Annotated in this window: 16 protein-coding genes and 2 pseudogenes; 5 read left to right on the top strand and 13 right to left on the bottom strand. The window is 64.4% G+C overall.

The window, feature by feature from the left end:
* Positions 1-252 precede the first annotated feature (252 nt).
* From V3C33_00840 to V3C33_00830, 3 genes are read left to right on the top strand one after another with little or no spacing between them, the layout of a single operon-like run.
* On the top strand, positions 253-1,380 hold the full coding sequence (locus V3C33_00840; GenBank protein XAS67917.1) for a tyrosine-type recombinase/integrase: 1,128 nt from the start codon (positions 253-255) through the stop codon (positions 1,378-1,380).
* Positions 1,377-2,924, top strand: a complete 1,548-nt coding sequence (locus tag V3C33_00835) for a tyrosine-type recombinase/integrase (GenBank protein ID XAS67916.1) — start codon at positions 1,377-1,379, stop codon at positions 2,922-2,924. The genes V3C33_00840 and V3C33_00835 overlap by 4 nt, the downstream gene beginning before the upstream one ends.
* The gene (locus V3C33_00830) at positions 2,911-3,315 is read left to right on the top strand and encodes a DUF6262 family protein (protein ID XAS67915.1); all 405 of its coding nucleotides are present in this window, start codon (positions 2,911-2,913) and stop codon (positions 3,313-3,315) included. Before V3C33_00835 ends, V3C33_00830 begins: the two co-directional genes overlap by 14 nt.
* Here V3C33_00830 and V3C33_00825 read toward each other — a convergent pair.
* From V3C33_00825 to V3C33_00810, 4 genes are all read right to left on the bottom strand, one after another.
* Positions 3,312-3,548: a hypothetical protein gene (locus V3C33_00825; protein ID XAS67914.1), complete on the bottom strand. Its 237-nt coding sequence runs from the start codon at positions 3,546-3,548 to the stop codon at positions 3,312-3,314. The genes V3C33_00830 and V3C33_00825 overlap by 4 nt on opposite strands.
* 487 nt (positions 3,549-4,035) lie before the next feature.
* Positions 4,036-5,598 (bottom strand): FAD-dependent oxidoreductase, encoded by a 1,563-nt coding sequence (locus V3C33_00820; protein XAS67913.1) that lies wholly within the window; start codon positions 5,596-5,598, stop codon positions 4,036-4,038.
* A complete protein-coding gene (locus V3C33_00815) occupies positions 5,595-7,799 on the bottom strand; it encodes a molybdopterin oxidoreductase family protein (GenBank protein XAS67912.1) in 2,205 nt (734 codons plus the stop codon). The genes V3C33_00820 and V3C33_00815 overlap by 4 nt, the downstream gene beginning before the upstream one ends.
* A 1-nt stretch (position 7,800) precedes the next feature.
* A complete protein-coding gene (locus tag V3C33_00810) occupies positions 7,801-9,276 on the bottom strand; it encodes an MFS transporter (GenBank protein ID XAS67911.1) in 1,476 nt (491 codons plus the stop codon).
* Positions 9,277-9,554: 278 nt separating this feature from the next.
* Here V3C33_00810 and V3C33_00805 point away from each other — a divergent pair, with 278 nt between their 5' ends.
* Positions 9,555-10,967, top strand: coding sequence for an MFS transporter (locus V3C33_00805; protein ID XAS67910.1), 1,413 nt, complete (start codon positions 9,555-9,557; stop codon positions 10,965-10,967).
* Positions 10,968-11,038: 71 nt separating this feature from the next.
* Here V3C33_00805 and V3C33_00800 read toward each other — a convergent pair whose 3' ends face one another.
* The 9 genes and pseudogenes from V3C33_00800 to V3C33_00760 form a co-directional block, all read right to left on the bottom strand.
* Entirely contained in the window at positions 11,039-11,473 is a 435-nt protein-coding gene (locus V3C33_00800; protein ID XAS67909.1) for a DUF4440 domain-containing protein, read from the bottom strand.
* Positions 11,470-13,302, bottom strand: coding sequence for a biotin carboxylase N-terminal domain-containing protein (locus V3C33_00795; protein ID XAS67908.1), 1,833 nt, complete (start codon positions 13,300-13,302; stop codon positions 11,470-11,472). The genes V3C33_00800 and V3C33_00795 overlap by 4 nt, the downstream gene beginning before the upstream one ends.
* 134 nt (positions 13,303-13,436) lie before the next feature.
* The gene (locus V3C33_00790) at positions 13,437-14,078 is read right to left on the bottom strand and encodes a nucleoside triphosphate pyrophosphatase (GenBank protein ID XAS67907.1); all 642 of its coding nucleotides are present in this window, start codon (positions 14,076-14,078) and stop codon (positions 13,437-13,439) included.
* Positions 14,079-14,087: 9 nt separating this feature from the next.
* Positions 14,088-15,758: pseudogene (locus V3C33_00785) on the bottom strand (MMPL family transporter).
* A pseudogene (locus V3C33_00780) lies at positions 15,757-16,482 on the bottom strand (cation:dicarboxylase symporter family transporter). The pseudogenes V3C33_00785 and V3C33_00780 overlap by 2 nt, the downstream one beginning before the upstream one ends.
* A 195-nt stretch (positions 16,483-16,677) precedes the next feature.
* Positions 16,678-18,363, bottom strand: a complete 1,686-nt coding sequence (locus tag V3C33_00775; protein XAS67906.1) for a DUF885 domain-containing protein — start codon at positions 18,361-18,363, stop codon at positions 16,678-16,680.
* A gap of 76 nt (positions 18,364-18,439) precedes the next feature.
* Positions 18,440-18,766, bottom strand: coding sequence for a hypothetical protein (locus tag V3C33_00770; protein ID XAS67905.1), 327 nt, complete (start codon positions 18,764-18,766; stop codon positions 18,440-18,442).
* 754 nt (positions 18,767-19,520) lie between these two features.
* A complete protein-coding gene (locus V3C33_00765) occupies positions 19,521-19,751 on the bottom strand; it encodes an acyl-CoA carboxylase subunit epsilon (protein XAS67904.1) in 231 nt (76 codons plus the stop codon).
* Positions 19,748-21,331: an acyl-CoA carboxylase subunit beta gene (locus V3C33_00760; protein ID XAS67903.1), complete on the bottom strand. Its 1,584-nt coding sequence runs from the start codon at positions 21,329-21,331 to the stop codon at positions 19,748-19,750. Before V3C33_00760 ends, V3C33_00765 begins: the two co-directional genes overlap by 4 nt.
* Positions 21,332-21,553: 222 nt before the next feature.
* Here V3C33_00760 and V3C33_00755 point away from each other — a divergent pair, with 222 nt between their 5' ends.
* Positions 21,554-22,444 carry an NAD(P)-dependent oxidoreductase gene (locus tag V3C33_00755; GenBank protein ID XAS67902.1) on the top strand — a complete coding sequence of 297 codons (891 nt, stop codon included), beginning with the start codon at positions 21,554-21,556 and terminating at the stop codon, positions 22,442-22,444.
* The last annotated feature ends 30 nt before the right edge of the window (positions 22,445-22,474 follow it).

Genomic DNA, 22,474 nt, shown 5'->3' with positions numbered 1-22,474 from the left:
TTGCGTCGCCGCCCGTATCGAACAATGGGTGGTGCTGCTTTCCGTTTCCGGGCTTACCTCCTGTTCGGCTGGCCCTCCCGTGGGATGGTGTCTCTCAACCCTCGACCGGCTGGCAATGCAAATTGACGCCGACAACATGCGTCCCGAAAATGACCGATATCTTTAGTCCTGCTGCGCCCGTCCGTCATGTAGCCCACGAGGGTTTGGGGATCCGGTTGCTTCGTTGTGGATGGGTTAGCGTCTTGTCCGTCCATGAGGCAACTGACGGGAGCGGCGATGCGGGTAACGAAGGTATTGGATCCGGCAAGCGATGCGGTGTCTTTCACGCTGATCGGCGTGACCGGCGTGGTGGAACCGGCGGAGCGGTATCTGCGTTATTTGGCCGAGACCGAGCGGTCACCGAACACGATCAAGGCCCATGCCCACGATTTGAAGGACTGGTTCGTTTTCCTGGACGAATTCGGACACGACTGGAAGTCGGTGAAGCTCGAAGACGTCGGAGCGTTCATCCGATGGCTGCGGCGTCCACCGGACATGCGTGGCCAGGTCTTTTCAGTTCTTCCGGCCATTGGGCACCATTGCGGCGAGGCAACGGTGAACCGCAAGCTTTCAACCGTGTCCATCTTCTATCAGCATGCCGCCCGCCACGGCCTTGACCTTGGCGAGCTGATCACCTGCTGGGACCCCTCCGCCCGCCAGGGAGGATGGAAACCCTTCCTGCACCACATCAGCAAGGGAACCGCCAAGCAGCGGAGGACGGTGAAGCTTCCGACCACTGCCAGGATTCCCCGCCTCCTGGCCCCGAACGATGTCCAAAGCATTCTGGATTCGTGCGAACACCTCCGGGACCGACTGCTCTTCGCACTCCTCCATGACGCCGGCATCCGGATCGGTGAAGCCCTGGGCCTCCGGCATGAGGACATCGCCGTCGCCGAACGGGAAATCACCATAAGCCGGCGGGACAACATCAACGGTGCACGCGCGAAATCGCCCCATTCGCGCACGGTTCCGGTCACCGCGGAACTGATCCGTTTGTATGCCGACTATCTTGATGCTGAGTACGGTGACCTGGATTGCGACTACGTCTTCGTCAACCTGTGGGGCCGGCCCTACGGGCGGGCAATGACTTACGCCGCAGTGCACGATCTCGTGCGGCGGCTCCGGCACCAGACGGGCATCGGGTTCGAGCCGCACTGGTTCCGGCACACCTATGCCACCCGGATGCTGCGCGAGAAAGTCCCAATAGAGGTCGTCTCCAAACTGTTGGGCCACGCCAGCCTCACGACTACGGTCAAAACGTACGCCCATATCTCCAGCGATGATGCCCGCCGCGCACTGGCCGATGCGGGCTGGTTCGCCACCAGGACGGTGACGATATGACTACCCTGCATCCCGTGCCCACACGAAACGACCCGGCAACGACCCCCGGCGCGGACAGCAGCATCGACCAGCCGCCGCTCCGGACGAGGCCCATGGGGAAGGCCGGGGCGGGCGCCGCGCCGTGGGAGAACGAGTATCCCAAGGATGTCTGGCATGCCAGGTCCCTCGGTATCGCCGCCCGCAGCCACGTAACCGTCCACTTCGAAAACATCACCCGGCCCTGGTTGAAGCAGCTGGCCAAGCGCTGGGCCCGCTGGCGGCTGACGACCGGATTGACGGTTGAGTCCGCGGTACTGGGAACCAAGGCCGTGGAGAACTTCAACGCCTTTCTGGATTCAACGAGGATCTCGGTCACCGGCACCGCCGACATTGACAGGGAGGTAATCGAAGGGTTCCTGGCATACCTGCACACCCACAGCGCCGGGACGGTTTCGCACCGGACCCGGATCGGCCAGTTCAACACCTTCCTGCTCACCATGCGCCGGCACGGATGGGTCACCGATCTGCCCAGCACCGCCCAGATCTACACCGAGGACTATCCCAAAGAGACAGCCCGGCAACCCCGGGCACTGAGCGAACACGTCATGGCCCAGCTGGAACACCCGGCAAATCTCGCCAAAATGGCCAGCCCGCATCACCGGCTGATCACCTTGATTCTGATCCGGTGCGGGCTGCGGATCAGCGACACCGTGGCCCTGCGGCAGGACTGCATCACCCGGGACAAGGACGGCGCCCCGTATGTGCGGTATCTGAACCACAAGATGAAGCGCGAGGCGCTCGTACCCATCGATGAGGAACTTGAACGGGCCATCGCCGAGCAAATCAGCTACGTCAACGGCACGGGCAACTCCGGGACACATCTGCTTTTCGCCCATGACCGGGTGGACGTTTACGGCGCCGGACACATCAGCGCAAACTCATACAGCACCGCCCTTCGACGATGGGTCAGGCACTGCGATGTCACCGACGACAACGGCAACCCGGCTGTCGTAAGCCCGCACCGTTTCCGTCACACCCTCGGCACGAGACTGATTAACCTCGATGTCCCGCAGGAGGTCGTACGCCGGATCCTGGACCACGACTCCCACCAGATGACCGCGCACTACGCCAGACTCAGCGATACAAGCATCCGACGGCACTGGGAAGCCGCCCGGAAAGTCAACGCATCCGGCAGCGTCGTCGAACTCGATCCGGACGGGCCGCTCGCCGAGGCCGCCTGGGCCAAACAGCGCCTCGGCCGAGCCACCCAGGCGCTCCCCAACGGCTACTGCGGTCTCCCGGTGCAGAAGACCTGCCCGCACGCCAACGCCTGCCTGACCTGCCCCATGTTCATCACCACGGCCGACTTCCTCCCGCAACACCGCGAACACCGGACCCAGGTCGTACAGATCATCTCCGCCGCCGAAGCCCGCGGCCAACAGCGGCTGGCGGAAATGAACACCCGGGTGCTGACCAACCTGGACCGCATCATTGAAACACTCGACAACGAAACGCATGCAGGTCCCAACCACGTCCAGGAGGAGGACAACCGTGCGGGCAGATAACAGCCGCCACATCCGGCTGGCCGCGGAGCGCCGGCACGAGCTCACCCGTTCCAAAGCCGTGGCGGCGCTGCGTGAACTACAGAAAAAGGGCGCCCCCGTCACCTTCGACGCGGTAGCTGCTACCGCCGGAGTATCGAGGTCCTGGCTCTACACCCAGGCCGACCTGCGCGCGGACATCATCGGACTGCGCGACGACCGCCCACAACAACCCAGAGCAAGCCGAAGCAGCGCCAGCACGGAGTCCCTCCGCGCCCGCCTCAACGCGTCTCTGGAACGGAACCGCGAGCTGTCCGCAGAGATCGAGCACCTAAGGCACCAACTGGCCCTCGCATTGGGACACTCGCGGCGACGGAACGCCGGCGGCCCCCACGGAGCAGGTGGCCGGGCCTAGGGTTCGGGGTGAAATCCTTCATCGCGGGCGTTGAAAGGATCCCGGCTATTTCGGAATTGCGCCACTTGCTCATCTTTCCTCACCTTCCGGTTGATAAAGATCGTTGCGACGCCGCCAAGCGCTCCAGCCCCCACGAGGAAGAGAATCCCAAGCCATCCCAGCAGTTGGTACGACGCCCAGCACATTACCAAGTAGCCAACTGCCCCTATGACGCGCTTCGTCCACTTGCTCATGCCTCATCCTATGGCCGAGGTACTCCACAGACCCCGGGCAATATCAGCGTTGCTTGCAGGCGATATGCTCGGGCATCGCCGGCCCGGCAATCGAGTCCGCTTCCAAGGTAAGGAGCATCTCGAGTCGATCACGATTCCCGGTCTGCTCGTAAGCGTGCAGAGCGACATCAAAGTACGTCTTAGACACTGTCCGTAGCGCGTACGCCCCGACATCTAGGCACTGAATGATGAGGACTAAAGATATCGGTCGTTTCCACTACAAACAAACCGGTTCGTTTGTCAGTTTCCGAAGTCGTCTGCACGGGCTGCCCTGAAAGTACGGGAGTTGTGCAGGCCGCTATGGACACTTGGTGTCCGAAGTCCCCTGCACAGAAGCATTACGCCGACATCCAGCTCACTAAACGCAACCGTAGTACCGGAGCTCGCTGGTCCGTGCCGGCGCTGTGGATCCCATCGACGGCCCTTCCGATTTTTTCGGGAGTGCACCTCAGGCGGCGGTTGCCGCCTGGAAGTGTTTTTCGATGAGGCCCTTGATGTCGGAGTGGCAGCCGCCGCAGCCGGTTCCGGCGCGGGTGGCCTTGGAAACCTCCGAAACCGAAGAGCACCCGTCAACCACGGCAGCGGCAATTTTGACGCCGCTGACTCCCGCGCAACGGCACACCGTGCTCTCAGGATCCTGCGCAACGGCACGAGCACCCGGCTGGTCCGGACCGTCCAGGCGCAGCAACAGCGAACGGTCCGCGGGGAGCTCGGCGCCGCGCTCGAACAACTGCACCAGCTCCGCCGCCGTCCGCGGCATCCCGACAGTGACCAGGCCTTCCAGCACCCCGCCGCGGGTAGTCATTTTGACGTAGCGGCCGTGCTCCGGGTCGGCCCACTGGGCGATCTGGAGCCGGGGACGGCCGTTTACTGCTCCGGCCATCAAAGCTTCTTCATCCCATGGTTCTGCGGTGTTGTCTCCGGCCACGGCCATGTTCATGCCGCGGGCCTTGAGGACGATCACGCCGGGCTTCTCGGCTTCAAGCGCCGGCAGCGAGTCAGCCTCCGGTGAAGCCTCAGCCAACAAAGTGAGGTACTCGCCGAGCCATTCGGCCTGCCGCCACCCCGGGCCCACAAGCCCGGAGGGGCCGCGCGCCGTGCGGCACTCGACGCACTCCGGATCCGGGCAACGGACCTCGGCGCAGTCGCCGATGGCAAAGATATGCGGTTCGTGGTGGGCGCGCAGCCGGTGGTCCACCAGGATGCCCGTCGCGGTGGACAGCCCGCAGCCAGCGGCCAATTCGGTCCGGGGGCGGACGCCGCAGGACAGCACCAGCAGGTCGCCGTCGATCGCGCAACCGTCGTCGAGAAGCAGTGCCGAGAAGCCGCCGTCGGACGCATTGTGCTCCACACCGGTGGAGCGGGCGTTGCCGGCCATGCGCACGCCGCAGTTGCGCAGGCTAGCCGCGAGCACGGCGCCCCCGCCGCGGTCGATGTTCCGGCCCAGCGGGTGCGGTCCGTTGTGGACGACGGTCACGGTGGCGCCTTCCTCTGCTGCGGCCAGGGCCGTTTCAAGTCCAAGCACACCGCCGCCCAGCACCACCACGCGCTTGCCGCCGGAAACGGCACGGCGGAGGACCTCGGCGTCGCGCAGGTCCCGCAAAGCGGTCACACCGGCAGGCAGCACGGGTGCGGCCGGGTCCGGGTTTAGGCCCGTGAGGTTGGGGATCACCGGACGGGAGCCGGTGGCAAACACGAGCCGGTCGTACCCGGGGGAGGTGCCGTCTGTGAGGACAACCTGCTGCCTGGCGCGGTCCACCCGGCGCACCCGGACGCCCAGCCGGACGTCCACGCCGTCGGCTATTAGTGCAGCGGCATCGGACAACGCCAAAGCCGCCGGAGTGGTGCGTCCCACGCCGACGTCGGCCACCAGCACGCGGTTGTACGCGGCGTCAGTCTCCTCGCCGATCACGGTCAGGTGAGCCAGCCCGTCGCGCACGGCCGGCAGCAGCTCGTCCACCAGCCTTGCGGCCACCGGGCCGAAACCGACAACAACAATCCGCTCACTCATGAGGCCTCCTGGGCTTGAAGAACGCCGGTCCGGGACAGAGTGGACTCGGAATCAGCGGTGGCCGGCCGTACCCACACCCGGCTGGTCTTGAACTCGGGCATCCCGGAAATGGGGTCCGTGGCTGCCTCGGTGAGGCGGTTGGCGCTCTCCAGCTCCGGGAAATGGAACGGCAGGAACACGGTCTCGGGCCGGATATCGGTGCTCAGCTCGGCGCGGCACGTCACTTCGCCGCGTTCGTTGGACACCGAAACAAAGTCCCCGTCAGCGATTCCCTTGGCGGCCGCTGCGGCCGGGTGGATCTGCAGCCTGGCCTCAGGCTGGGAAGACATTAGTTCCGACACCCGGCGGGTCTGGGCGCCGGACTGGTAGTGCTCCATCAGGCGGCCGGTGATAAGCGTCATCGGCTTTGCCCCGATGCTTTCCGCGAAAGCAGAAGAAGTCCGACGGCGGCGGGGGACCACCGCTGTGAAGGCGGCCCTGCCGTCGGAGTGCGCAAAGCGGTCCAGGAACAGCCGGGGCGTGCCCGTGCTGCCGGCGGGGTACGGCCAGTACGCAGCCTCGCCCCGGTCCAGCATCGCGTAGTCGATGCCCGAGTAGTCCGCCAATCCTCCGGAAGAAGCCAGCCGCAGCTCCTCGAATACCGTTTCCGGATCGTCGCTGAAGGTGGAGGGTGCGTCCAGCGCTTCGGCGAGGCGGGTCATGATCCACAGCTCACTGCGTACGCCCGGCGGCGGGGCCAGGGCGCGGCGCCTGCGGAGCACGCGTCCCTCGAGGTTGGTCATGGTGCCCTCTTCCTCGGCCCACTGGGCGACAGGAAGCACCAGATCAGCCTCGCCGGCTGTCTCGGACATGAAGAAATCGCAGACCACCAGGAAGTCCAGGCTGCGCAGCCCTTCAATGACCGATCCGGCGTCGGGGGCGGAAACTGCCACATTGGCGCCGTGCACAAAGAGGCAACGGACGCCGTCGGGCTGTCCCATCGACTTGAGAAGCTCGACGGCGGGGACCCCGGGACCGGGGATCAGCGACTCCGGCACGCCCCACACCGTGGCCATATGGGCCCGGGCCGCGGGGTCTGTGATCTTGCGGTAGCCCGGGAGCTGGTCGGCCTTCTGGCCGTGTTCGCGGCCGCCCTGGCCGTTGCCCTGGCCGGTGAGCGTGCCGTAGCCGCTGCGCACCGAGCCCGGCAGGCCCAGCAGCAGGCTCAGGTTGATGGCGGCGGTGGCGGTGTCCGTTCCGTCCACGTGTTGTTCCACGCCGCGGCCCGTGAGGATGTAGGTTCCGCCCTTCGTGGCGCCGTCGGCCAGCCTGCGGGCCGTCTCGCGGATCAGCTCTGCGGGTACACCCGTGAGGGACTGCACGCGTTCCGGCCAGAAAGCGTTGACGCTGCGGACCAGGGCGTCGTATCCGCTGGTGCGCGCCTGAATGAAGTCCGTGTCGGCCAGGCCCTCATGGATCACCACGTGGGACAGGCCCAGCAGGAGGGCGAGGTCGGTGCCCGGCAGGGGCTGGAGGTGGATGCCGCCGCCGTCGGACGTAAACGCCGCCGTGGCGGAACGGCGGGGATCCACCACAATCAGCCCGCCGGGGTCGCGCGCTCCCTGGAGATGCTGCACGAACGGGGGCATGGTCTCGGCGACGTTGGAGCCGAGCATCATGATGGTACTGGCGGCGTCGAGGTCCTCCAGCGGGAACGGCAGGCCGCGGTCCAGACCGAACGCGCGCATGCCGGCTGCGGCCGCGGAGGACATGCAGAACCGGCCGTTGTAGTCGATCCGGGACGTGCCGAGGGCCAGACGGGCGAACTTGCCCAGCTGGTAGGCCTTCTCATTGGTCAGGCCGCCGCCGCCGAATACCCCCACGGCGTCCGCACCGAAGCGGGCTCGGGTTTCCTTGACCGCTGCCGTGATGAGCTTCAGGGCGTCATCCCAGCTGACGGGGCGGTGGACGCCGTCGGACCCCTTCAACATGGGTTCGGTGACGCGTCCCGGGTGGCTCAGGAGGGACGCTGACGTCCAGCCCTTGCGGCACAGCCCGCCGCGGTTGGTGGGAAAGTCCCTTCCGCTGACTTCCAGGACGGGTGGAGCCGGCACGGGCTCTGACCCCGGCTGGACAGCCGGGGTCAGAGCCGCTGGGGACTTGAGCGTCATGGCGCACTGCAGAGCGCAGTAAGGGCAGTGCGTGTCGGCGCCTTTGGTCATGTTAGACGTGTCCCATCGCGTTTCGGTTTGCGTTGCGGATGTAGCAGGCCCAGCAGACAACCAGCATCAGGACGTATGCCCCGACGAAGCCGTAGAACGCCGGAGTATAGGATCCGGTTGCAGTGTTGGAGGCGTTCAGCACCTGCGGGATAACGAACCCGCCGTAGGCGCCGATTGCCGAGATAAGGCCGAGCGCCGAGGATGCCAGGCGCTGGGTGGCCACCGTGCTGGCGCCGGAGCGTGCTGCCCGGCTGGAGGTGGCGAAGATGACCGGGATCATCCGGTAGGTGGCACCGTTTCCGAAGCCGCTGGCGGTGAAGAGGAACAGGAACAGGACCAGGAAGAGCCAGAAGTTCTTCAGGGGGAGGGTCCAGATCATGGTCAGGGTGATGGCGGCCATGGAGGCGAACGCGGCGACGGTCATGCGCGCTCCGCCCATCCGGTCCGCCATGCGTCCGCCGTAGGGGCGGGCCAGGGAACCGACCAGGGGGCCAAGGAAGGCCAGCGACAGGGCCACGGTGCCCACCCCGATGGAGGAGAAAGCGGGGAAGTAGTCCTTGATGAGCTTGGGGAAGACTCCGGCGAAGCCGATGAACGAACCGAAGGTGCCGATGTACAGCAGCGCCATGATCCAAAGGTGCGGTTCCTTCAGCGCGGCGAGGGAGCCGGCCACGTCACCCCTGGCGCTGGTGAGGTTGTCCATGTATTTGTAGGCGCCGAACGCTGCGAGCAGGATGAGCGGGACCCACATGAGACCTGCCATGGGCAGGTTTACCGCGCCGGCAGCCAGGAGGGTGATGGCAATGGGAACCGCAAGCTGTGCGACGGCGGCACCGAGGTTACCGCCGGCGGCGTTCAGGCCCAGGGCCCAGCCCTTTTCGCGGGCCGGGTAGAAGAAGGTGATGTTGGCCATGGAGCTGGCGAAGTTGCCGCCGCCGAAGCCGGCCAGGGCTGCCACGAACAGCATGACGCCGAACGGTGTCTCCGGGTTCGAGACACACATGGCCAGGCCCACCGAGGGAATGAGGAGCAGCATGGCTGAAACGATGGTCCAGTTGCGTCCGCCGAAGCGGGGGACCATGAACGTGTAGGGGATGCGCAGGGTGGCACCCACGAGGCTGGGCATGGAGATCAGCCAGAAGATGTCCGAGGTGCTGAATTTGAATCCTGCTGAGGGCAGCTGGACCACCACGATGGACCACAGCTGCCAGACGACGAAGCCGAGGAATTCGGCAAAGATGGACCAGTACAGGTTGCGCTTGGCAATGGAGCGGCCTTTGGACTCCCACTGCTCCTTGTTCTCGGCATCCCAGTTGGCGATCCATCGGCCAGGGCGGATTTCAAGGGCGGGGGCATCAACGGTGCGGGTGGTGCCGGGCTGTGCGCCGGACGAAGTGGCAACACTTCCGTGCCACGGCTCGGCGTCAAGTTCCGGGGAAATGCCGGATCCGGCATCTGCGGTGCGGTCAACAGTCACGGTGTACCTCCTTTGGGGGATGTTGTCCTCTAAAGGTAGGGAAGGCGCGTTTCGTGGACAGTCGCGCTTTGTTAACGTGCTGTGAAGTTTGCCTATCGGCGCCTTTGTGACGGTGTGAGACCGGAGCGGCGGTTCCGGTCCTGAGACAACCAAGAGTGTCCGAATGGTGGACATTTTGTCCATTCAATGGACGGACGGAACTAATATCGAACTCTAGGTATTTCCAAGCCGGGCCGTTTCCACCAGTGCCCGTCCGGTCCTCATGAAAGCGTTCCTACATGTCATCCACTGCAACCTCAACGGAGCATGGGTCAGTCAAGCCGGTGAACTCCAAGGGCAAAGTGATCTTTGCCAGCCTCATCGGAACGACGATCGAGTTCTATGACTTCTACATCTACGCCACAGCGTCGGTGCTCGTCTTCCCGAAGCTGTTCTTCCCGCAGGCAACGGACATCAACGCACTGTTGAGCTCCTTTGCCATCTTTGGTGTGGCGTTTGTGGCCAGGCCCATAGGATCTGTCCTCTTCGGCCACTTCGGCGACAAATTCGGCCGCAAGGGCACTTTGGTGGCCTCACTGCTCACAATGGGTCTTGCCACGTTCGTTATCGGGCTGTTGCCCACCGCATCAGTCCCGGGATGGGCAGTCTTCGCGCCCCTCATGCTGGTGGTCCTCCGCTTCGCGCAGGGCCTCGCCCTCGGTGGCGAATGGTCAGGAGCGGCCCTCCTGGCCACGGAAAATGCACCCGAGGGCAAACGGGCCATCTACGGCACGTTCCCGCAGCTTGGCGCACCGATCGGCTTCATTCTGGCAAACCTGCTGTTCATCTGGCTGAACTTCGCCGTGACGCCGGAGGAATTCCTCGCATGGGGCTGGCGTGTCCCGTTCCTGCTCAGCGCCATCCTGGTGATTGTGGGACTTTATGTGCGGCTGAAGCTCGTGGAGAGCCTGTCTTTCCAGAAGGTGCTCAAAGAGGACAAGGTTGCAAAGATGCCATTTGCGGCCACATTCAAGGGTCACTGGCGCACCGTCGTGGCTGGCACATTCATCATGTTTGCAACGTACGTCCTGTTCTACGTCATGACCTCCTTCACACTGACGTACGGCACCAAGCCTGCCAGTGTGGAAGCGGCGCAGGCGGCAGCCACCAAGGCAGGGAAGCCCATGTCAGCTGCGGAAATCGCCGACTTCGTTCCCGGTCTGGGCGTTGCGCGGGGCGACTTCCTTTGGATGCTGATTTTAGGCGTTGTGTTCTTCGGCATCTTCACCCTTGTGTCGGGACCTCTGGCGGAGAAATGGGGCCGCCGGAAGTTCCTGTTGGCCGTCACCGCAGGGATCTTTGTGTTCGGACTGCTGTGGTTCACCATGTTCGGTCCGGGCCAGATCGCAGCAATCGTCGGTCTCATTGTCGGCTTCACGCTGATGGGCCTGACATTCGGGCCCATGGCCGCGATCCTGCCGGAACTGTTTCCGGCAAATGTCCGCTACACCGGTTCCGCCGTGGCGTACAACCTGTCCAGCGTGATCGGCGCCGCCCCGGCGTCGTTCATTGCTATTGCGCTGTGGCAGGTCGGCGACGGCAGCACCTGGCTGGTGGGCGTATACATGGCTGCAGCCGCGGTCCTGACGTTCATCGCACTGTGGATCACGCGGGAAACCAAGGACACGGACTACGAGAACAATGTAGCCTGACGTTCCACCTGTTACCGCCGGAAATGCCCGGTGTGTCCACCAGACACACCGGGCATTTCTGCGTCCGTCGGCTACTCGGAGCCGTTGACGGCGTGCCTCGCCTGGGGCTGGGCAGCTGTATCGGCATGACGATGCACCAGCTTCCAGAATCCGTCTTCGCGCCGGAATATGCTGGTGACCCGCAGCGCGAATTCGTCCACGGAATCGCGGCCGTCCACTTTGGCCCTGAAGTGTTCCGTCTCCACCAGATACGCGGTGTCCCGAGCTGCGTAAGACGCCAGAGTCTCGAAGCCGAGCATTTCGCCGTCACGATAGTGCAACGCCGCCTGCTCGAGCCTGGACTCAACCTGCGCCCAACCCCGGGCTATACCGCCAAACGGATTTGCCAGGGTGGCGTCGGCCAGACGGGAGTAAAGCTCCTTCACCGGCTCAGGATTTCCCCTGGTTATCTCCGGCACGGCGCGGTGGTACCGCTCCACCTCTTCTTCAAAACTCGGTGCAATCAAAGCTGTTCCTCCGGCGTCTGGTCCTCGATAGTGGCAATCACTGCGCCGGCCGAAACAGTCTCCCCGGCCTTCGCGCCCAGCCCGGTGATGGTGCCGGCGCGGTGCGCGGTGAGCGGCTGTTCCATCTTCATCGCCTCAAGCACGACCACGAGATCGCCTTCGGCCACCACGTCACCGTCTGCTACGGCCACCTTGACGATGGTGCCCTGCATGGGGGACGTGAGGGCGTTGCCGCTCGCAGCAGCCGCAACGCCGCCGGAGCGGGAGCGCTTTTTGGACTTTGCCGGCTTTCCGCCTCCGTTACCGGAGGGAAAGCCGATGGATCCGAGGGACGCGGGCAATACCACCTCAAGGCGCTTGCCGCCCACCTCGACCACGACGCGGTGGCGATCGCCAGAGTCCTCGGCACCGCTGCCATTGGGGGTCCAAGCCGGAATATCGTTCACGAATTCGGTCTCGATCCAGCGCGTGTGGATGCTGAACGGTCCCTCAGCCGGCGCAAAGGCAGGATCGGTGACCACCGCGAGGTCGAACGGGATGACGGTGGGGATGCCTTCCACCACCATCTCCTCGAGTGCACGCCGGGCACGCTGGAGAGCCTGCCGACGGCTGGCACCGGTGACGATCAGCTTGGACAGCATGGAGTCGAAGTTGCCGCTGATCACATCGCCCTGCTCTACCCCGGAATCGATCCGGACGCCGGGTCCCGTGGGGTTCTTGATCAAGCTGATGGTGCCCGGAGCCGGCATGAAGTTGCGGCCCGGGTCTTCGCCGGTGATCCGGAATTCGAAGGAGTGCCCACGGACCTCGGGGTCGCCGTAACCGAGCTCTTCACCGCAGGCCAGCCGGAACTGCTCACGGACAAGGTCGATGCCCGTGACTTCCTCGGAGACACAGTGCTCCACCTGAAGGCGCGTGTTGACCTCGAGGAAGGAAATGGTGCCGTCCTGACCCACCAGGAATTCGCAGGTTCCGGCACCAAGGTAGCCGGCTTCTTTCAGAATGGCTTTGGAGGATTCGTACAAGCGGCGGTTCTGGTCTTCGGTGAGGAAGGGGGCGGGTGCTTCCTCCACCAGTTTCTGGTTGCGGCGCTGCAGCGAGCAGTCGCGCGTGGAGATCACCACCACGTTGCCATGGGCGTCGGCCAGGCATTGGGTTTCCACATGCCGTGGCGCATCCAGGAAGCGCTCAATGAAACATTCCCCTCGGCCAAACGATGCGGTGGCTTCACGGACAGCGGACTCGAAAAGCTCGGGGATTTCCTCGCGGGTGCGGGCCACCTTGATGCCGCGGCCACCGCCGCCAAAGGCAGCCTTGATGGCTATAGGCAGTCCGAACTTGTCCACAAACTCAAGGATTTCCTCTGCCGATTCGACCGGGTCGGCGGTGCCGGGAACCAGCGGGGCGCCCACTTTTTCGGCGATGTGGCGGGCCTGGACTTTGTCGCCCAAAGCCGAAATGGCCTCGGGGGAGGGCCCGATCCAGATGATGCCGGCCTCGATCACCTTGGCCGCAAACTGGGCGTTTTCCGCCAGGAAACCGTAGCCGGGGTGGATGGCATCGGCGCCGGACTGGCGGGCCACCTCAATCAGCTTGTCCATCACGAGGTAGGACTCGGCAGCCGTGTTGCCGCCCAAGGCATAGGCCTCGTCCGCGAGCCGGACATGCAGGGCATCGCGGTCAGGATCGGCGTAGACAGCCACGGAGGCAATGCCTTCATCGCGCGCCGCACGGATGATGCGGACTGCGATCTCACCGCGGTTGGCGATCAGCACCTTCGTGAGGTTCGACTGCACTGGACTTGCGGACTGCTCCGAATTTGCTGACAAGGCGACTCCTTCTTTCCTTCAGGGAGCCTAGCGCGATTTTGAGGGTTCCGCCGATATTACTTGCGGATTCCGCGCGTAACGCGCCCATCCTTTGTAGGGAAGCTACAACTGGCCCCGAAATCGGCGCCTTTCCGCTATGCCCAGAGTTCCGTGATCCTGACGTCAGCCCGGGACAGCAGGTTCCTCAGGGTGGAGACGGAAAGCCCGACGACGGCGTGCGGATCACCGTCAACCTTCCGGATAAATGCCCCGCCCAGGCCGTCAATGGTGAAGGAGCCGGCGCAGTGCAGCGGCTCACCGGTGGCAATGTAGGCGTCTATCTCGGCGGGATCCATCTCCATAAAATGGACCTCGGCGGAGGCGACCGCGCCGACGGTGGCGCCCGATCCGACGACGCCCGTACCGCCGTCGGCCGCTGTATCCCTGCAGTCCACCAGCCAGTGGCCGGTGTGCAGGACCCCGCTGTTGCCGCTCATACGGAGCATACGTTCACGCGCGACGCCGGCCGTGTACGGCTTGCCGTGTGCCTCGCCGTCGAACTCAAACACCGAGTCGCAGCCGATCACCAGGGCGCCGGCCGCTCCCGGCATCGATGCCACGGCCTCGGCCTTGGCGCGGGCCAGCAGGAGTGCGGTGTCGTGCGGATCGGTGACGCCGTAACGCGCCTGGACGGCGTCCTCGTCCACCTCCGACACAAGGACCTCGTGCCGGATCCCGGCGTCGGTCAGGAGTTTGGTGCGGGCGGGGGACTGGGAGGCGAGAATCAGGCGGGTCACGGCTCCAGCCTAGTTGACTGCCGGCTCCGGATCCCTGGTTTCGGTGGCCGGTTCGGCGGTGATCCGGCGGAGTTTCGAGCCCTCCACGTCAACGTCCGGCACGATGCGGTCCAGCCATCCGGGGAGCCACCAGGCCTTGCCGCCGAGCAGGTACATCACAGCCGGGACAATGGTCATGCGGACCACAAACGCATCCACCAGAACACCGAAAGCCATGGCAAAACCGAGCGGGCGGACCATGGTCAGGTGGCTGAAGATGAAGCCGGCAAACACACTGACCATGATGATCGCCGCAGCGGTGACCACAGCGGCCGCATGGCTGAAGCCGGTCCGTACCGCGTGCTTGGCTGATTCACCGTGCATATGGGACTCGCGCATGCCGGAGGTGATGAACACCTGGTAGTCCATGGCAAGCCCGAAAAGCACACCGATCAGGATGATGGGCAGGAAGCTCAGCACCGCGCCGGGGTTGGCAACGTCAAATACTGTACCCAGCCAGCCCCACTGGTAGACGGCCACTACGGCACCGAACGCCGCGGCGAGGGACAGCAGGAAGCCGCCCGTGGCCAGCAGGGGCACCACGATGGAACGGAACACCAGCAACAGCAGGAGCAGGGAAAGCCCGACGACGATTGCCAGGTAGTGAGGCAGGGCGTCACCCAGTTTGGTGGAGACATCCACGTTGCCGGCGGTCTGGCCGGTGAGGCCGATGCCCACTCCCGTGGCGTCCCTGATCTCAGCGTTCCTGGCGCGGAGCTCGGACACCACCTGCACAGTGCTGGCACTGGCCGGGCCCTCCTTCGGGATGACCTGGAAGACGGCCGTGCGGCGGTCATCGCTGAGTGCCACCGGCACGGCGGCGGTGACGTTGTCCACGCCCCGCAGGATGTCCGCGACGTCGAACTGCCTGGCCTGCGCGTCAGCCTCGCTGAGGCCTGCGGGGAACTCGCCCACCACCACGATGGGTCCGGTCGTGCCCTCGCCGAAGCTCCTGCCCGTGACGTCATAGGCTTTGTACGCCTGCGAATCAACGGGTTCCGAACCGCCGTCGGGCAGTGCGAGCCGCAGCTGGCTGGCCGGCAGTGCCAGGACGCCGAGCAGAACGACGCCGGCGAGCAGCGCGGCCACCGGATGCCGGGTCACGAATCCGCCCCAGCCGTGGCTGCTGCGGTGCTCTTCGTTCGCCTGGTCCGCTGCCTCGTGGCCCGGGGCAGTATTGTGCGCTTCGGCCTTCGCCCAGGCCCGCCTGGAGATCATTTTCCGGCCCACCAGCGACAGTACTGCGGGCGTAAGCGTCAATGCGACGACGACGGCGACAGCCACTGTTGCTGCAGCCGAAAGTCCCAGCAGGGCCAGGAACGGCAACCCCGGAACCACCAGGGCTGCCAGGGCGATGATAACGGTGAGGCCGGCGAAGAGCACGGCGTTGCCGGAGGTGCCGGTGGCCACGGCCACCGATTCTTCAGCGTCCATCCCGGCCAGGAGCTGGGTGCGGTGCCGGTTGACAATAAACAGCGAGTAGTCGATTCCCACGGCCAGGCCCAGCATCAGGGCAAGCATGGGGGAGATGGAACTCATGTCAATCACACCGGTCAAAGCGAACGTTCCGCCCACACCGGCGGCTACGCCCACCAGTGCCATCAGGAGGGGCAGCCCGGCGGCAATCAGGGTGCCCAGCATACACGGCCACGGCGTTGCCGATCAGTCCCACGGTGCCCAGCGGCGCAATGCGGATGATCCACCAGAGCACCTTCTGGATGACCGCCAGCGCGGAGGCATTGAGGTTCAGGAACGGCTCCGCGGCCTTGCCCACCTTGAGCGCGGCAACGCCGACGGCGATTGCGATCACCAGGATCTGGAGCACATTGAAGCTCACGGAGGTAGTGACAACGCCGGACTCGGCCACGGTGGAGCTTGCCCCGAGGCCCAGGAAGTTCTTGGGGAGCAGACCGGTCAGGAACGCCCACCAGTCACCGGTCTTGCCGGCGTACGCTGCTTCTTCTGAGATGCCGGTGTTGGCGCCCGGCTGAAGCAGCACACCAAGGCCGATGCCGATCAGCACGGCGATCAGCGAGGTGATGGCGAACCATAGCAGCGTGTTCCAGGCCAGCCTGGCGGCGTTGGAGACCTGGCGGAGGTTGGAGATGGAGCTGACCACGGCCGTGAAAATCAGGGGAACAACGGCGGTCTGCAGCAGCGATACGTAGCTCGAGCCGATGGTCTGTAGCGTGGCCCCCAGGGCATTGGGGGTTGCCTTGGTGCTGCCGGTGTATTTGGCCAGCAGGCCGAGAGTCAGACCAACGAGGAGGGCGGCAATGATCTGGAAGCCAAAGGAACCGGCCCATTTTGGCAGCTGGAAGCCGGACTTCTCAGGAGATTCAGGGGTACGGGTTTGAGTGCTCACCTGTCGACGGTAGGAGCTGGAGAATACTGCTTCCAGTCGGTGTTGAGAAATGTTATGCCGACCTCGATTCGCAGCAGCTCCGGATTCCCCGAAAACAGCCGTCGCTAAGCCATTCTGTGAAGATATTCCCAACGCCGCTGTGGCGAAAAGTCTCTTGTGAGCGGAGGATGGCGGCCATGGCACCGCTGAACGCGACTACGCCAGCAGCGCGCGCTTAAGCGTATCGAGTCCGACGGAACCGATGTTGAGGGCCTTGGTGTGGAATGCCTTGAGCTCGAAGCCCGGCCGGGCGTCGAGTTCGGTGCGGATCTGTTCCCACAGACGCTGCCCGACTTTGTAGGAGGGGGCCTGCCCCGGCCAGCCAAGGTAGCGGGTGAATTCGAACTTGAGCTGGCCTTCACTGATGGGCAAGTTGGCGCGGAGGAACTCCAGGCCCTTTTCTGCGGTCCAGGTGCCTGAGCCCCAACGCTCCGGAACTTGCAGTTCAAGGTGGACGCCGATGTCGAACACGACGCGGGCTGCGCGCATGCGCTGCATATCCAGCATGCCCATGTGATCGCCGGGATCCTTCAGGTAGCCGAGTTCCTGCATCAGTTTTTCGGCGTACAGTGCCCAGCCTTCACCGTGGCCGGAGGTCCAGCAGACGTTGCGGCGCCAGTTGTTCAGGAGCTCGCGGCGGTAGGTTGCGGTGGCAACCTGGAGGTGGTGGCCGGGCACGCCTTCATGGAAAACGGTGGTGGTTTCCGCCCAGGTGGTGAAGGTGTCCTCGCCCGCTGGTACGGACCACCACATACGGCCGGGGCGGCTGAAATCGTCGGAGGGGCCGGTGTAGTAGATCCCGCCCTCGTCCGTCGGGGCGATACGGCACTCCAGCGTCTTCATGATGTCCGGGATGTCGAAGTGCACGCCGGCGAGCTCTGCAACGGCCTTGTCCGAGAGCTCCTGCATCCAGGTCTTCAGCGCATCCGTGCCCTTCAGCTGGCGTGCGGGATCGTTGTTGAGGATTTCCTTGGCTTCCTTGACCGAGGCGCCTTGCCGGATTTCGGCGGCAACCCGCTCCTGCTCGGCAATGAGCCGGTTGAGTTCCCGGACGCCCCAGGCGTAGGTCTCCTCGAGGTCAACGGCCGCGCCGAGGAATGCCCGCGATGCCAGGGCGTAGCGCTCACGCCCCACAGCGTCCTTCTTCGGCGCTGCTGGAAGGAGCTCGGATTCCAGGAAGGATGCCAGCGCGGCGTAGGCACTGCGTGCTGCGGCAGCGCCGGCGTCGAGCCTTTCCTGCAGTTCCGCAGGAAGCGGGCCCTCAGCAGTCTTGGCAGCGGCCGCGAGCCTGGCGAAAAAGCCGTCTTCGGCCGCGTACTTTCCGGCCTGTTCGATCACGATAGCCACCTGGCGGGCGGCGGACACGTTGCCGGCTTCCTTGGCTGATCGCAGCGATTCAATGTAGCCGTCGATCGCGCCGGGAACGTTATGCGCGCGGCCGGCGATGTGCTCCCAGTGCTCCGCCGTGCCCGTGGGCATGAGGTCGAAGATGGCTCGGATCTCCTGCGCAGGGGATGCAATGTTGTTCAGCTCTGCCGCGTCCCATCCCGATTCGTGGATTTCCAGCTGCAGGCCCAGTCGCTCGCGCATGGCGTCCAGCGTTACGGCATCCACCTCGTCGTCGGGCTGAAGTCCGTCAAGAGCAGCCAGGGTTTCCCTGGCGGCGTCAGCAAACCCGGCAAGTCCGGCAGGCGAGTGGTCCTGATATTCGGTCTCGTGGCCCGGCAGTCCCAGCGTGGTTGCGAAGCTTGGATTGAGTCGGATGAGGGTGTCCGTATAGGCGTCGGCGACGGCGTCGATTGCGGTCCGGGGGCGCACGGAGGCTGGGGTTTGGATAGTCACCCAACGAGACTAACGGGGCACGCCCGGTTATGAAAGACTCACTGAACTTCTGGGTGTGTCAGCAGGGTCACGACCGTTAATTCCAGTGCGGGATTTCCGTTTGGAACCCACATCGGCAGTGCAGGGTCTTTGTGCCGAGGTAGCCCTTTGGCGCGCCGCCGGTTGGCACACCTGCGTAAATGGTGCGTTGCTTGGGGTTCCCGCTCTCCATCGCTTCGCCGCAATGGATGTATTCGCCTCCGAACTCAAGAATTCCCGGCCCGCTTTGTCTACGATTAAGGATCGCGGCGGCCCGCGGAACAGATGTGGCGTGGGCATAGAAACCGTCACATTCGATACAGGTGTATGAGACGTCCACAGCATCCGGAGCCAGCGGCGAGAGGGGCTCGACGGTCTCGATCATGAGGTAGACGTCAGTCCCGCAGGTCGTGCACCAGAGACGCTGGACCAGCGGGGGCCGGGGCCCGGCCGGGCCATGAGGGGGCGCGAAGATTGTCACCTGCGGTGCTCCTCCGGCTTTTTCGCTCGGAGACAGGAAGTTGTCCGCGAACGCATCCGTGACGTCTGCTGGATTATGTCAACGTCGGCGGACCGCCTAGGCATACCACTGCCAGCCCCGGGGAGTCCAACCCTCCGGTACGGTGCTGGCATCGTACTTTCCGCAGCGGGTGCACGTGTAACTCACATAGGGAGGCCGCTGGCCACCTCTGTTTCCTTCGTTCCTGGCCGGTACATATGATTCAAAATTCAGGTATGCATCCGTGGCACAGTCCGCGCAGGAGGGCGTCAGCGGCGGCTGGGCGGGGATGTCATGATGGCCGGTCTTCCGGCGTCGTTCCGGGCTTGTCAGAGTCACGCTGATCCCACGCTTTCCTCATCGACCTGCGGATGCCGGCATGGAGGCGATCGCATCCGCGCCGGCGATGCGCCCGCCCCGAGGCTGGTCGGTAGGCGAGCAAATTGGCATTTTGGTCCGCAGGAACGGGCCAGATTCTGTTGTCAGCGCCGGCGACTGATCCCAGCGCTCAAGTGATTCACATCACTATACTGCGAAAACGGCCATTTCGCGGGTTTACGCCAAAAGTGATAGTGAACTTTCGGATGAACGGCGGCGGTGCCGACAGCTGCCGCCAAGCCCCGGAACCCTGCGATTCGCCCTAGCCGCTGCGCCTCCAGGCGCCGGGACCAGGCGTCGGGGCGAGCCGCAGCTGCTGCCGCCGGACCCAGTGCCGGACGCTGGGCTTCGTCTGGTTGGCCGTTTCGGCAGTCCCCAGAGAAAGTACGACGGCGGTCAGTGCCGCCAGTTCTTCCGGCGTCGGATTTCCTTTGACAACGGAGAGAAAGGCTTCCGCCTCAGGGGTTTCAGAGGGCTTCCCGGCCTCACTCACAGCGGGATATTTCCGTGCTTTTTGGCGGGGAGGCTGGCACGCTTTTCACGCAGGGCGCGCAGTCCCTTGATGATCTGCAGCCGGGTGTCAGACGGTGCGATGACCGCGTCCAGATAGCCGAGTTCGGCTGCCTGGTAGGGATTGAGCAGCTCTTCCTCGTACTGCTTGATGACCTCTGCACGCCGGGCTTCGAGATCGCCGCCGGCCTCGGCAACGGCTGCCAGGTCACGGCGATAGAGGATGTTCACAGCACCCTGGGCGCCCATCACGCCGATCTGCGCCGTGGGCCAGGCCAGGTTCAGGTCCGCGCCGAGCTTCTTGGAGCCCATGACGATGTACGCTCCGCCATAGGCCTTGCGCGTGATCACGGTCAGCATGGGCACGGTGGCTTCTGCGTAGGCATACAGCAGCTTGGCGCCGCGGCGGATAATGCCCTGGAATTCCTGGTCCTTGCCCGGCAGGAAGCCGGGGACGTCCACCAGGGTAATGATGGGGACATTGAAAGCATCGCAATGCCGGACAAACCGGGCTGCCTTTTCCGAGGCCGAGATGTCCAGTGTGCCGGCGAACTGCATGGGCTGGTTGGCCACAATGCCTACAGTGTGGCCTTCAACGCGGCCATAGCCGATCATCACGTTGGGTGCGTAGAGGGACTGCATTTCAAGGAAGTGGGCGTCGTCCAGGATCTGCTCAATGACCTTGCGCATGTCATAGGGCTGGTTGGCGGAGTCCGGGATCAGTGAGTCCAGGGCAAGGTCGTCGTCGTCGATCTCCAACTCCTGCTGGTGCTCCAGCACGGGCGCCTCGGAGAGATTGTTGGACGGCAGGAAGTCCAGCAGCTCACGGACGAATTCAATGGCATCGGCTTCGTCAGTCGCCAGGTACGTGGAGGTGCCGGTGGTGGCATTGTGCTGGCGCGCCCCGCCCAGCGTCTCCATGTCCACGTCCTCCCCGGTGACAGTCTTGATAACGTCCGGTCCTGTGATGAACATGTGGGAGGTTTTGTCCACCATCACCACGTAGTCGGTCAGCGCGGGGGAGTAGGCCGCGCCGCCGGCGCAGGGGCCCATGATGAGGGAGATCTGCGGGACCACACCGGAGGAGTGCACGTTGTTCCGGAAGATGTCCGCGAACATGGCCAGCGAGGCGACGCCTTCCTGGATGCGGGCACCGCCGCCATCGTTGATTCCAACCATGGGGCAGCCGTTGCGGAGCGCGAATTCCTGCACCTTGACGATCTTCTCGCCATTGACCTGGCTCAGCGAGCCGCCGTAGACGCTGAAATCCTGGCTGTAGACAGCCACAAGACGGCCGTCAACCGTTCCATAGCCGGACACCACGCCGTCGCCCAGCGGTTTTTTCTTCTCCATGCCGAACACCGTGGAGCGGTGGACGGCCAGGGCGTCGAACTCAATGAACGATCCGGCGTCCACCAGCAGGTCGATGCGTTCGCGGGCGGTGTTTTTGCCGCGGGCATGTTGTTTTTCAATCGCCTCCGGTCCGGAGGGTTGCTCGGCACGGGCCTGGCGGTCGCGGAAATCGGCAATCTTTCCCGCTGTCGTTGTCAGATCGTGGCTCATCAAGTGTCTCCGGCTCTGTAGCAGATTGGTGCTCTAGCTGATTTTCAGTGGCCCACGGGTTGTGCAGGGATTAAGTAGCATCCGCACAAAAACCGGGCCCTGATGGCTAGTCTAATGACGCCAAAGGCGCGAACCGCTGTAGAAAACCTACAAGTTTCGGCAGGCGTGCCGCCACTTCCTGCATGTTACCCGCCGGTAACATAAGTCCGCTAGAGTGTCCTTATGACTTCAAGCAACGATGCTTCGGGCGCCGCCGCCGCGCCGTATCAGGCCGCCGGTTCCCTCGAGGGCCGCACCATTCTGATGTCCGGAGGCAGCCGGGGCATCGGCCTGGCCATTGCTATCCGCGCAGCGCGCGACGGTGCCAACATTGTGCTCATGGCCAAGACCGGCCAGCCGCACGCCAAGCTCGAAGGCACCGTCTACAGCGCCGCCGAACAGCTGGAAGCCGCAGGCGGCCAGGCCTTGCCGATTGTCGGCGATGTCCGCAAGGACGGCGACGTCGCCGGGGCCGTTGCCGCCGCCGTCGAACGGTTCGGCGGGATTGACGTCGTTATCAACAATGCGTCGGCGATCGATCTGTCGCGCACAGACGCCGTGGATATGAAACGCTACGACCTGATGCAGGACATCAACGTCCGCGGCACGTTCCTGCTGTCCAAGCTCGCCCTTCCGGCCCTCCGCAAATCTGCCAACGGTCATATCCTGACCCTCTCCCCGCCGCTGAACCTGGACCCCAAGTGGGCCGGGATGCATCTGGCTTACACCATGGCCAAGTACGGCATGAGCCTCACCACGCTGGGACTTGCCGAAGAGCTGAAGGCCGACGGCGTCAGCGTCAACTCGCTGTGGCCCTGCACCCTGATCGATACCGCAGCCATCCGCAACATGCCCGGCGGGGAGATGATTGTGCGGGCCGCCCGCGGGCCCCGGATCATGGCGGACGCCGCCCATGCCGTGCTCACCTGCAGCAATCTGGCGCAGGGCGCCGGTGCGAAGAGCGGAAACTTTTATACCGACGAGCAGGTGCTGGCCGCAGCCGGTGTCACCGACTTCAGGCCTTACAGCCTGGGTGCGGCCGAGGACCAGCTGGTTCCCGACATATTCCTCTGACCACGGGATCCGCCCGGCGCAGGATTCCGC

The organism is Micrococcaceae bacterium Sec5.7 (assembly GCA_039636785.1).
GTDB lineage: Bacteria > Actinomycetota > Actinomycetes > Actinomycetales > Micrococcaceae > Arthrobacter.
The sequence above is the reverse complement of the archived record's forward strand: the minus strand, read 5'-3'. Positions and strand labels throughout refer to the sequence as shown.

Bases quoted from the DNA above. Each gene is read 5' to 3' on its own strand.
- V3C33_00805 (XAS67910.1), top strand. From the start codon at position 9,555: ATGTCATCCACTGCAACCTCAACGGAGCATGGGTCAGTCAAGCCGGTG.
- V3C33_00755 (XAS67902.1), top strand. From the start codon at position 21,554: ATGACTTCAAGCAACGATGCTTCGGGCGCCGCCGCCGCGCCGTATCAG.
- V3C33_00820 (XAS67913.1), bottom strand. From the start codon at position 5,598: ATGAGTGAGCGGATTGTTGTTGTCGGTTTCGGCCCGGTGGCCGCAAGG.
- V3C33_00815 (XAS67912.1), bottom strand. From the start codon at position 7,799: ATGACCAAAGGCGCCGACACGCACTGCCCTTACTGCGCTCTGCAGTGC.
- V3C33_00840 (XAS67917.1), top strand. From the start codon at position 253: ATGAGGCAACTGACGGGAGCGGCGATGCGGGTAACGAAGGTATTGGAT.
- V3C33_00835 (XAS67916.1), top strand. From the start codon at position 1,377: ATGACTACCCTGCATCCCGTGCCCACACGAAACGACCCGGCAACGACC.
- V3C33_00760 (XAS67903.1), bottom strand. From the start codon at position 21,331: ATGAGCCACGATCTGACAACGACAGCGGGAAAGATTGCCGATTTCCGC.
- V3C33_00825 (XAS67914.1), bottom strand. From the start codon at position 3,548: ATGAGCAAGTGGACGAAGCGCGTCATAGGGGCAGTTGGCTACTTGGTA.
- V3C33_00770 (XAS67905.1), bottom strand. From the start codon at position 18,766: ATGATCGAGACCGTCGAGCCCCTCTCGCCGCTGGCTCCGGATGCTGTG.